Origin of the sequence: Enterococcus sp. DIV1328a (genome assembly GCF_050536905.1) — a bacterium.
Classification (GTDB): Bacteria; Bacillota; Bacilli; order Lactobacillales; family Enterococcaceae; genus Enterococcus; species Enterococcus faecalis.
The window spans coordinates 1,436,889-1,449,183 of record NZ_CP172912.1; the positions used below are offsets into that span (position 1 = coordinate 1,436,889).

The window sequence follows — 12,295 nt, forward strand, 5'->3', positions numbered from 1 at the left end:
TTGTTTTTCTCTCTTCATATCATACCATTTCTATTCTTTTTTGCAATTTAAAGAGCTACAAAGACACCTAGAATTAGGAATTTCCTAACACTAAATGCCTTTGTTTGGGTTATTTAACTCTTTCAGTTGTTACGTTAAACTTCCGTACTTTGTAACTGATACATATCCGCATAAAGGCCACCTTCTGCCAGTAACGTTTCGTGCGTTCCTCGTTCTACAATCTGCCCTTTGTCTAAAACTAAAATCAAGTTTGCATCACGAATCGTCGAAAGGCGATGCGCAATCGCAATTGTCGTTCTCCCTTGACGCATTTTGGCTAATCCTTCTTGAATCAATCCTTCTGTTTCTGTATCAATATTAGCGGTTGCTTCATCTAAAACTAAAATTTTGGGATCAGTCACAATCGTTCGTGCAAACGAAATTAATTGACGTTGTCCGCTAGAATAACTCGCTCCTCGTTCAATGACTTTCGCATGATAGGTATTGGGTAACGTGTGAATAAATTTATCCGCCTGAACAAATTCCGCAGCCTGTTTAATTTGTTCATCTGTAATATCGGGATTCAGTAAACGGATATTTCCAGCAATATCTCCATAAAACATGAAAGCATCCTGTAATACCAAGCCCATCTTTTCCCGTAATTCTGTCATGGGAAAATCACGAATATCACGATCATCAATTAAAATCTGCCCTTCATAAAATTCATAGAAACGCATGAGTACATTAATAATTGAACTTTTACCACTTCCTGTATGACCGACTAAAGCGACGGTTTCCCCGGGATTTGCAACAAAGCTAATATTTTTCAATACTTCGTTTTTGCCGTCATAAGAAAAAGTAACATTGCGAAATTCAATTTTCCCGCGAATAATTTCCCCATTCGCACCTACTGATTGTTGCGGCGTTAATTCTTCCGTATCCATAATTTTTAAAATACGGCTACCTGCGACAATCCCATCTGTAAAGATACTTAGGAAGTCCATCATTTGTGTCATCGGATTAAAAAAAGCTTGGACATACGTTACAAAAGCATAAATCATCCCCGCTTCTACAGGAGAATGTAAAGCATCGATGCCAAACATAGTTAAGGCCAATGCAATCGCCAATGTATACAACAAATTAATGATGGGACTTAATAATAATGAATTCATACGAATCATTGCTACTCGTGTTTTTAAATAATCATCATTGGTTTCCTCGAATTCTTTTTCCAAACGCTTTTCTTGGCGAAATTGTTGAATGATTTGCATACCAGAGATGTATTCATTTAGTTTGGTGTTTAATTGACTTAATTTTTCCCGCATACTGCGATATAATTTTGAACTAAATTTTTGGTAATACCAAATCACAACTAATAAAATCGGCAAGAAAATTAGACAATAAAATGAGATTTCTGGACTGAGTTGAAACATTGCAAAAAATGACGAGATTACGGCAAAAATTCCTGTAATCACCATTAGGAATACATACCAGAATTCAAACAATGTTTCTGTGTCATTTGTAACACGAGACACCGTCGAACCCGCTGGTGTTTGATCAAAATAACGCATACCTAAAGTGTGTAATTTTTCAAATAATTTCACTCGTATATATTGATACGTTTTTAAAGAAGCCATCGAATACAAATACCATTGGAAAAACCAAACAATACTTTTGACAATGACACCAAAAAAATAAATAGCAGCAAAAGTTAGAATCACTTGCATTGTAGCAGTTTTAGGCGTTAAATAATTATCCATAAAAACTTGAATGACTCTAGGCAAAAGAATATTGATAATTGATAAGCCAAACGCAAAGAGAATAGCTGTGTAAAACATGCGTCGAAATGGCTTGGCAAAACGAAACAAACGCTGAACAATCGTTAATTGTTCTTTCATCGGTAATTCTCTGGACCATTCGGATTGATACTTTTCTTCCATTAACTCTCACTCCCTTCAATTTTCGCTTCTAATTGCTGTTTTTCCCACATCCGCTGATACCAACCCTTCTGAGCTAGTAACTCTGGATGCGTCCCCCGTTCAATAATTTTCCCTTCATCCAACACTAAGATTTCTTTTGCATGCATGACACTACTTAAACGATGCGCTGTAATAATAGTGGTTTTTTCTTGGCGCGTTTCTTTTAGATTTGATAAAATCGCCTCTTCAGTCTTCGCATCGACTGCAGATAAGGCATCATCTAAAATTAACAATTCTGGTTCAACAATCAAGGCCCGTGCAATAGAAATCCGTTGTTTTTGTCCTCCAGAAAGCGAAACGCCACGTTCCCCAACCATTGTGTCATAGCCTTCAGGGAATGCTTTAATTTCTTGGTTAATAAATGCTAATGCTGCCGCTTGTTCAACTGCTGCTTGTTCCAAGTCTGGTTTAGCAAAACGAATGTTATCTCGTACCGTCATGGAAAAGAGAAAATGGTCCTGTGGCACGTACCCCATTGCACCCATCAATGCATCTAATGTGTAATTTTTAATGTTATGTTTTCCAAAGGAAATCGTTCCTTGGTATTGATCATATTCACGCATCAACAATTTCAAAATAGTGGTTTTACCAGCGCCTGTTTTGCCAACAATCCCCAAGGTTTCTCCTTCTTGCAACGAAAATTGGATATTTTCCAACGCCACCGTCTCTTCTTTTGGATAAGAAAAAGAATCAATCTTCATTGAAATTGTCCCTTGCGCCATTGTTTTGATGGCATCTTTTCGTTCGATAATATGCGTTTTTTCATGTAATAATTCGTTCACACGATCGTAACTAGCATTCCCACGTTCTAACACATTAAATAAGCGCCCAATCGCAAACATTGGCCAAACTAGCATCCCAATATAGGCAATGAAAGAGACCAACTGACCTAAACTAATCGTTCCTTCCATGATGAAACGACCACCAATAATAATTGTCAAAACATAAGAAACACCAATAATCAGCGTAATAAACGGATCAAATAGTGCATCTAAAAAGTTCGTTCGTTTATTTTTGACGATAGCATCATCAATTTTCTCTGTAAAATCAGCAAGATCTTCTTTTTCTTGCCCAAATGTTTTAATGACTTTAATTCCAGTGATACTTTCTTGTGTTTTATCATTAATCGCTGAAAAAGCAGCTTGTGAATCTCGAAAGGCATCATGCAACTTAGAACCTAGAACTCGTGAGGTGACCGCTAATAAAGGCAGCGGTAATAAAGCAATTAATGTTAAGCGCCAATCGACAAATAGAACCATTGCGATAATCGTTGTTCCTCCCGTAATCACAGAGTCAGCAAATGTTAAAATCCCAGCTCCAGCCACATTTTGGATGGCATTTAAATCATTGGTTGCATGCGCCATCAAGTCACCTGTCCGATATTTCTGATAAAAGATGCTATCCATTTTTGTGAAATGATGAAATAATTGAGTCCGTAGCTCTTTTTCCAAACGAGCGGCACTCCCCCAAATATGCATCCGCCAAATATAGCGAAAAAGATATTGGGCAAGCCCAGCACCAATCAAAAGTGCAACCCACACGATAATTTTCGTTAAGCGAATTTCTTTGTTAACGATTTCATCTACAACGACGCCAATAACTTTTGGCGGGACTAATTGAACAAGAGCGACCATCATTAATGAGAAAACCCCAATAATATAACTTTTTTTCTCTTGCTTAAAAAACCAGCCTAATTTTTTGAATATGGACATTCAGTTGTCCCTCCTTTTACTTTGTTGTTCTACGAAGACTACTTTCGAGCTAGAAGGTTTCTTCGTTATTGTTGTTTTTGATTAAACGTCTCGCTCTTTTCCTCCTAGATTATCCTATTCTCCCGCAAAACAACAAAAAAACGGACTGAAAATCAGCCCGTTTTTACACTTATTCATGATTACCTGAATAACCTTTACTATTTTCCTTGGTTTTTCATTTGTTGCATCATTTGTCTAACCTTTTTCTCTGACGGTTTTTGACCCATTGATGCCATCATCATGCGTAACATATCCTCATTAACGGGAGGATTTTTTTTGAAATAATCTTGCATATATTTGCGTGCAAGGAAAAAGCCCCCTGCAGCGCCTACTAATAAAGCGATTACTGCGATTAATACTACCCAACCTGTTGCCATTGAAACTCTCTCCTCTCCGTATAGTTTTGCTCTCAATGAATTATTTTACTAGAAATAGCAAAAAAAGAAAAGTTCTTTTTGCGGGATTTCTCTTAAATAATGAAAAAAGTCTGATTTTTTTGCAAAATAGTGATTAAAAGTCAAAAATATACGCTCTTAAAGGTCAATAGGACCTTTAAGAGCGATTGTTGCTTTAGTTTTGTCCTTGAATTTTTTCTAATAATTCTGGATCAAATGTTTGATTTTTTAACATCGCAATTTCAAAGCCGTAAGGGGCCTTTTTATTTTTTTTGTCTTCTCCGACATAAGGTGTTTCTAAAATTTTTGGTAAAGCAGTTAATTTTTCATGGTGAACCACACCGTTTAAAGCTTCAAAACCAATAGTGCCAAAACCAATATTGGCATGACGATCTTTATGTGAGCCCATAGGATTTTTAGAATCATTCACATGAATAACTTTTAAACGATCCAATCCGATAATTTTATCAAATTCAACTAATACGCCATCAAAATCATCTTTTACATTATAACCTGCATCATTAATGTGGCAAGTATCCAGAGTGACAGAAAGCTTATCATTTAGCGTAACTCCGTCAATAATCGCAGCTAGTTCGTCAAACGTACGGCCGATTTCGGTCCCTTTACCAGCCATTGTTTCTAAAGCGATTTGAGGGATTTGCTCTTTCCACAAGACTTCGTTTAGACCTTTAACAATTTGTTTGATGCCGGCTTCTGGACCTGCGCCAACATGCGCACCTGGGTGTAACGTGATTTGCGTTGCTCCCAACGCTTGTGCTCGCTCAATTTCTTGTCGCAAAAAGTCAACGGCAAAACCGAAATTTTCCGTTTTGATTGTATTGCCTAAATTAATAATATACGGGGCATGAACGACGATATTACTTAAATTGTGTTCCTTCATAAACGCTTGCCCAGCTTCAATATTCATTTCTTCAATCGGTTTCCGGCGCGTGTTTTGTGGCGCACCTGTATAAATCATAAAGGTTGTTGAGCCATAACTAGCCGCTTCCTCGGCAGAGCCTAATAGCATTTTCTTGCCACTCATACTAACGTGTGATCCTAATAACATGTGGTTCCTCCTAATAATTCTTCTTTTTCTTTTGGTAGTGTTGATACTGTTGCAGCCATTCTTCAAGCGTGATTTTTGTTACTAATTCGCCAATTAGTTCATAGGGTATTCGCTTAGGATTAGTGAAGCGAAGACAACTTTTCCCCATGTTTAGCTTTGTTGACACTTGTTCCTGATAGGCTTCTTGAAACCAACTTCGGACGGCTTCATTTCCCATTAATCCCATGTGATATAAAGCTACTTGCCTTTTAGTAGCGCCTAAGCTGATAAATGGTAACGGTTCATCACCACAGTTGAGATAGCCTTCTGGAAATACTGAAAGCGGCACAACAAAGGTTGGCATGCCATATTGCATCGTTAATTCAAATCCTGCTGGCAAATTTTGCGAAACGGCGTCTAATACTTGCTGATAAGCAATTCGCCATTTTGGTTCGACTGTTTCGATGTATGCTGTAACTGTTTCAATTAACTGCGCCATTATTTCTTCCTTTGCTGATAAAGAGCTTTGGTTTTATAGCCTTCTTTTAAAATGGCTAACATTTCAGTTTGCCGCTTTTTCCGTGTCTCCGCTCGCTTTGCACTAAATACATACCGCGCCCACTCTTTTTGATAACCAGGCGTTAATGCAGCGAATGTCGCTGCAGCAGCTGGTTCTGTTTGTAACAACGCTTCAATTTCTGGTAAATATTGAACATAATCCCCAACAGCAGAACTGGTCTGATTCTTCGCTGGCTTTTTAAGAACATTCTTCATGCCGACAACCGTAAAAGTCTCATCTAAACTAACCATGCGATTAAATTTTAAGGTTGAGCCTTTAATATACCCATCTGCCTCGTTTACTTGTAATGTTGGAAAAATTTCATCTCGGTGGACAAAGGTTGGATACATTTTATTGCCTTTTTTCGGATAAGCCACATATAACAACCCATTTTCTACTAAATGTTGACCTTCAATCACCATTGAAACAATCTCTTGAAATTCCGCCATCGTTTTCACAAATGCAAAAATCAGCTCAACTGGTTCTGAGGGTAATTGCTGCGCGGCTGAAGCAAATTCAGATAGATACTCTCCCTGTGGTCTATTTAAAGTAACTAGTTGCTGATACTTCGTTAAGTTTAACTTTTCGACAATTGATTTCATAACCTACTCCTTATAGCGACTGCACTTTTTATTCTAGCATAGCACAAGTTATCTGTAATTGAATATGCCCAATAGTAAAAAAGAGTTTTTTGTAACATTTGTCCTTTTGATTTTCAGCTTTTTATTTCAATACTATCTTGACAAAGGACTTTTCTTACAGTCCTCCTTATTGTTGATACAACAATACCCACCCATTACTTTTCTAATATAGTCTATAACAAATTTGAATTTTTATTGTAGACTTTTGTGAACATTGATATACTATCTTTATCGTCTATATGCTTTAACCAATACTTTTCCTTAATGAATCACCATAGAGAGGAATAATAGTCTAACTTTATTAGTGATTAACACTTTGGACATTCACAAAAAGCTTGAAGCAATAAATATATTAGCAATAATAATTTTACTGGAAAGGTGGTGAAATAGAGTGGGAATGTTTACAAAAGGACAAAAAAGTGCTGCAGAATCTATTTATCAAAAAGAAATAAAAAAATTTTTAAAACCTAAAGATGGTTTAACTCATCTAGTTATGGTAAATAGTTTTAGTAAATGGATTAATCAAAATTTTGGCTGTGAGGACAAATACACTACGCAAATTGATGAAATAATATCTTCTATGCAGTTAGATGGTTATGAAATTGTTGATATAAAAATTGATTCACTACAAAATCAAGGTCTGTCAGGATCTATGGAAGGTTTCCATACAGTAATATTATACAAGTAAGGATTGGCTATCTGTAGTGAGACTTAAAAATTAGACAGAATACCGACCAGAGAAACTTGGTCGGTATTTTTATATAATAAACCGTTCAAGATAATGTTGGTGACTATTGATTCTAGTACTATAAGCAAAACTTTATAAAAAGACTTGCTTACATTAAGGTAAACAAGTCTTCCTAAAGCAAAATATTAAGCTAGTATTAACTGTTAACTATTATTTTTAATTTATAAACCGTATAAGATTGAAGTTCACAGTGTTTTAGTATTTTAACAAGAAATATTTTTTCTTCCCGCGACGAATCACAGTAAATTGTCCTTCAATTTTATCAGTTTCTGTCAATTCAGCTGCTAAATCTTGTCTACGTTCTCCATTGACGTAAATCGCTCCATTTTGAACATCTTCACGGGCTTGACGTTTGGATGGTTCTATTTTTGAGGTAACTAATAAGTCGACTAAACTTAATTGATCCTCTGGTTGCACCTCGTACGTTGGTACATCTTTAAAGCCTTGTTTAATTTCTTCTGCTGTTAAGCTTTGGATATCCCCGCTGAATAAAGCTTCTGAAATTTTAACCGCTTGATGATAGGCTGCTTCACCGTGGACTAAAGTAGTCACTTCTTTGGCTAACGCTTTTTGCGCAGCACGTTGACCTGGGTTCGCTGTAAATTCTTCTTCAATTGTTGCAATTTCATCCAATGTTAAGAAAGTAAAGTATTTCAAGAATTTCACGACATCACGATCATCTGTGTTAATCCAGAATTGATAAAATTCATATGGCGAAGTTTTTTCCGCATCTAACCAAACTGCGTTTCCTTCTGTTTTACCAAATTTGGTACCATCTGCTTTTGTAATTAAAGGCATAGTTAAGCCAAATCCTTGAACTTCTTGTTCTCGGCGTAATAATTCAATCCCTGAAGTAATGTTCCCCCATTGATCACTGCCGCCTAATTGCAATAAACAACCTTCTGTTTCGTACAATTTCAAGAAATCATACGCTTGTAATAATTGATACGCAAATTCAGTATAAGAAATTCCTGTTTCGATTCGGCGTTTCACGCTTTCTTTACTCATCATATAGTTAATTGTAAAGTTTTTTCCCACATCACGTAAGAAATCAATTAACGAAAGCTCTCCAAGCCAATCATAGTTATTTGCTAGAATCGCTGGATTTTTTTCATCTTCAAAATCGATAAAACGTGACAACTGGCCTTTAATACTTTCAGACCAAGCTTTCACTGTATCAAGTGTGTTTAAACTACGTTCTGCATCTTTGAATGATGGATCACCAATCATGCCAGTTCCGCCACCAACTAAAGCAATGGGCACATGGCCATTTTGTTGGAAACGACGTAACATAAGAATTGGCAGTAGATGCCCGATGTGTAAACTGTCTGCCGTTGGATCAAAGCCGATATATAATTTAACAGATTCTTCATTTAATTGTTTTTGTAAGGCTTCTTCATCTGTGACTTGGTAGACCAACCCACGGGCTTTTAATTCTTCAAAAAAAGCTGAATTCATGATTTTCCTCCTATAGTAAAACATAATAATAGATCAAATTCCCCTATTCATAGTAACCGATTCTGTCACACTTGAAAAGTCAAAAAATGAGATTTCCCTATTTTCTCTTAAGTTTTTTCAACAAAAAATGGCAATTGGTGTAGAAACTATTCATAGAAGCTTTTTTTTGCTATAATAACACAGAATGTATCATTTTATTGAGGTGAAGCTTTTGAAAAATAATTCAAGTAACAATAAGCAAAAACCAACGACCTCTTCTGGCGGCAATGTCTTTTTACTTATTTTAAATGTCATTATTCGCGTTTTTCAGTCATTAGTGGTTTTTGGGGTTATTCTGATTGTCTTAGGTGGCTCTCTTGGCTTAGGTATCGGAATGGGATATTTTGCTTTTCTAGTTGAAGATACACAGCCCCCAACGAAGGAAGAATTGCAAAAAGAAATCAGTGATATTACCGAAGTGTCAAAAATGACTTACGCAGACGGTACCCCGATTGCTAACATCAAATCAGATTTAATTCGGACACGAATTAATGGCGATCAAATGTCTCCATTGCTAAAAAAAGCCATTATTTCAACAGAAGATGAATATTTTGAAGAACATCATGGGGTGGTACCAAAAGCGCTAGTTCGAGCGCTGATTTCTGATGCGACAGGTATCGGCGGTTCTTCTGGTGGTTCAACATTGACTCAGCAATTGGTCAAGCAACAGATTTTAACTGACGAAACGACTTTTAAACGGAAAGCCAACGAAATTTTATTAGCTTTACGTATTGAAAAATACTTTTCTAAGGACGAAATCGTGACAACTTATCTAAATGTCTCCCCTTTTGGTCGTAATAACAAAGGTGAAAATATTGCAGGCGTGGAAGAAGCAGCCAAAGGACTCTTTGGTAAAAGTGCCAAGGACTTGAATCTTCCTCAAGCGGCCTTTATCGCAGGACTTCCCCAAAGTCCCATTGTTTACACGCCCTATACTAACACCGGTGCCTTGAAAGACGATTTGTCTTTAGGCATGAAGAGAAAAGATTTTGTTCTTTTCAGTATGTACCGAGAAAAAGCTATTTCGCAAAAGGAATATGAAGAAGCCAAAGCTTACGACTTGAAAAAAGACTTTTTACCAACTGAGCAGGCCAATGTCAATACAGAAGGCTATCTATACTATACGGTGTTAGATAAAGCAGTTGAGATTGTCATGGATTTAGATATGAAAAAAGCTAAAGTTAATCGTGATGATTTAGATCAAGTTGGTTTAGATCAATATGAAGAACAAGCACGTCGCGAAATCCAGTCGCAAGGCTATACAATCCAATCGACCATTGATCAGAATATTTACAACACGATGCAAACCGCTGTCGCAAATTATGGTTATTTGCTTGATGATGGCACTGCAGATGTCAATGGGAATACAATGATTGAAACTGGCAATATTTTAATGGATAACGCTACTGGTCGTATCCTCGGTTTTATCGGCGGCAGAAACTTCGATATTAATCAAAACAACCATGCCTTTAATGCCGATCGTCAAGTTGGTTCTACGATTAAACCAATTTCTGTCTATGGCCCTGCGATTGATCAAGGACTCATTGGTTCTGAAAGTCGTCTGGCCAACTACCCAACGACTTATGCTGATGGTACAGAATTTGTTAATTCCACAAATGTGGATTTAAATCAATTCGTGACTGTTCGAAATGCCTTGAATTGGTCTTTCAATATCCCTGTCGTTCATGTTAATAATGAGCTAAGGAAAAAAATGGGTGATGATAATTTCTCTTACAATCACTACTTAAGTAAAATGAACTATCCAGCTTCAGATGCTTGGGCTTACGAATCTGCGCCATTGGGTTCAGTAGAAACAAATGTTGTAACACAAACAAACGGCTTCCAAGCGCTTGCTAACAAAGGTAAATATCAAAAAGCCTACATGATTGAAAAAATCACAGACAATAGCGGACATGTGGTCTACGAACACAAAGATGAAGGAACGCAAGTTTATTCACCGGCGACCGCTTCTATTATGAATGACTTGTTGCGCTCAGTGGTGGATTCTGCGAATACGACAAAATTCAAACCAACATTAGCTGGCTTGAATCCTCATTTAGCCAGTGCTGATTGGGTCGGAAAAACTGGGACAACTAATGACTATAAAGATTCATGGCTGATTGTCTCTACCCCGACTGTGACACTAAGTTCTTGGTCAGGACATGATCTACCAGCGCCAATGACGACGACCAGCGGCGACAATAACGGGAATTATATGGCGAACTTAGCTAACGCGCTGTACTATGCGAATCCAGAATTGTTTGGCATTGGTCAAAAATTTGAATTAGACCCAAGTGTCATTAAATCAAAAGTTTCTGAATTTACTGGTGAAAAACCTGGCTCAATTACCTATAATGGTGCCAAGTTCAACACACCTGGCAAAACAACGACTTCATACTATGCCAAAGATGGTGCACCACAAAGTACCTATAAATTTGGGATCGGTGGAACAGACAGCAATTACGCTTCTTACTGGGGAAATCTTGCTCCACGTGCCACTACAAATAATAACAACAATAAAAACAACGATAATAAAAAGAATGATAATTAACTCGCTAAAATGAGCCAGAAAAATACGTTTTCTGGCTCATTTTTAGGTATCAAAAAACGGCTAAACTAAGAGTTAACGCTCTTAGTTTAGCCGTTTAATTCAATTTATTTTGTTGAACCTTTTTGATCAATTCCATAAGGTAAAACAACTGTTTTTTCTTCAATTTCTTCTTTGTTCATTAGTTTTGTTAATAAGCGCATTGACACGGCACCGATATCATATAAAGGTTGTGTAATACTTGATAGACGTGGACGAGAGACTTCTGTAAGCAATGAGTTATTGCTTGTAATGATTTCAAATTCTTCTGGAACTTTCACACCAGCATCTAGCATCCCATCTAATAAACCAATCGCTAGCTCATCATCTGTAACAAAGGCAGCTGTTGCTCCACTGTTACGGACACGCTCAGCCAAATTAATACCTGCTTTAAATTTATATTCAGATTCAAAAACTAAGCCTTCATTATAAGACAAGCCATTTTCCGCTAAGGCTTCTTTGTAGCCTTTCATTCGGTTTTGACCATTAATTGGATCGATTAATGCACCACTAACAAAAGCAATTTTTTTGTTCCCATTTTTCGCTAAAGTCGCTGTTGCATCTTTCGTTGCTTCTGTGTAATCAATATTAACGCTACCAACTTGTTCGTCTGGATCAATTGAACCTGCTAAGACAACAGGTGTTTTTGAACGTGAAAATTCACCACGAATATCATCTGTAATGCGATGACCCATAAAGATAATCCCATCTACTTGCTTGGCAAGTAAATTGTTTAATACAGTAACTTCTTTTTGATCGTCTCCATCTGAATTAGCTAAAATGATATTATATTTATACATTGTAGCCACGTCGTCAATGCCACGTGCTAATGAAGCAAAAAATGCATTACTAACATCTGGAATAATGACACCCACTGTTGTCGTTTTTTTACTTGCTAAACCACGTGCGACTGCGTTAGGACGGTAATCTAAGCGATCAATCACTTCTAAGACTTTTTTACGCGTTGCTGGTTTTACATTGGGATTACCATTGACAACACGAGAAACAGTAGCCATAGATACATTTGCCTCTCTAGCAACATCATAAATTGTAATTGTTTGTTTTTCCATGTTTCTTCTCCTATAAATATGAATTTGTTCTCATTTTCTGA

Annotated in this window: 10 protein-coding genes; 2 read left to right on the forward strand and 8 right to left on the reverse strand. The window is 36.9% G+C overall.

Annotation, left to right across the window (positions count from 1 at the left end):
• Positions 1-134: 134 nt before the first annotated feature.
• From IGL93_RS06960 to IGL93_RS06985, 6 genes are all read right to left on the reverse strand, one after another.
• Entirely contained in the window at positions 135-1,919 is a 1,785-nt protein-coding gene (locus IGL93_RS06960) for an ABC transporter ATP-binding protein (RefSeq protein ID WP_033789311.1), read from the reverse strand.
• Positions 1,919-3,670: an ABC transporter ATP-binding protein gene (locus tag IGL93_RS06965; protein WP_010775880.1), complete on the reverse strand. Its 1,752-nt coding sequence runs from the start codon at positions 3,668-3,670 to the stop codon at positions 1,919-1,921. The genes IGL93_RS06960 and IGL93_RS06965 overlap by 1 nt, the downstream gene beginning before the upstream one ends.
• 197 nt (positions 3,671-3,867) lie before the next feature.
• Positions 3,868-4,086 (reverse strand): YneF family protein, encoded by a 219-nt coding sequence (locus tag IGL93_RS06970; RefSeq protein ID WP_002357397.1) that lies wholly within the window; start codon positions 4,084-4,086, stop codon positions 3,868-3,870.
• Positions 4,087-4,279: 193 nt separating this feature from the next.
• Complete coding sequence (locus IGL93_RS06975) at positions 4,280-5,173, reverse strand: deoxyribonuclease IV (RefSeq protein ID WP_002357396.1); 894 nt, start codon at positions 5,171-5,173, stop codon at positions 4,280-4,282.
• Positions 5,174-5,183: 10 nt separating this feature from the next.
• Entirely contained in the window at positions 5,184-5,651 is a 468-nt protein-coding gene (locus IGL93_RS06980; RefSeq protein ID WP_010775881.1) for a DUF1801 domain-containing protein, read from the reverse strand.
• Positions 5,651-6,313 (reverse strand): YdeI/OmpD-associated family protein, encoded by a 663-nt coding sequence (locus tag IGL93_RS06985; RefSeq protein ID WP_010775882.1) that lies wholly within the window; start codon positions 6,311-6,313, stop codon positions 5,651-5,653. Before IGL93_RS06985 ends, IGL93_RS06980 begins: the two co-directional genes overlap by 1 nt.
• Before the next feature lie 436 nt (positions 6,314-6,749).
• Between IGL93_RS06985 and IGL93_RS06990 the strand changes: the two genes are divergently transcribed.
• The gene (locus IGL93_RS06990; protein WP_002393362.1) at positions 6,750-7,040 is read left to right on the forward strand and encodes a hypothetical protein; all 291 of its coding nucleotides are present in this window, start codon (positions 6,750-6,752) and stop codon (positions 7,038-7,040) included.
• Positions 7,041-7,295: 255 nt separating this feature from the next.
• On the opposite strand, the gene tyrS is transcribed toward IGL93_RS06990, so the two are convergent.
• Entirely contained in the window at positions 7,296-8,558 is a 1,263-nt protein-coding gene (tyrS, locus tag IGL93_RS06995) for a tyrosine--tRNA ligase (RefSeq protein ID WP_002357324.1), read from the reverse strand.
• Between the two features lie 184 nt (positions 8,559-8,742).
• Here tyrS and IGL93_RS07000 point away from each other — a divergent pair, with 184 nt between their 5' ends.
• Positions 8,743-11,148 (forward strand): transglycosylase domain-containing protein, encoded by a 2,406-nt coding sequence (locus IGL93_RS07000; RefSeq protein ID WP_025192690.1) that lies wholly within the window; start codon positions 8,743-8,745, stop codon positions 11,146-11,148.
• Between the two features lie 104 nt (positions 11,149-11,252).
• On the opposite strand, the gene ccpA is transcribed toward IGL93_RS07000, so the two are convergent.
• The gene (gene ccpA / locus IGL93_RS07005; RefSeq protein WP_002357319.1) at positions 11,253-12,254 is read right to left on the reverse strand and encodes a catabolite control protein A; all 1,002 of its coding nucleotides are present in this window, start codon (positions 12,252-12,254) and stop codon (positions 11,253-11,255) included.
• Positions 12,255-12,295 lie beyond the last annotated feature (41 nt).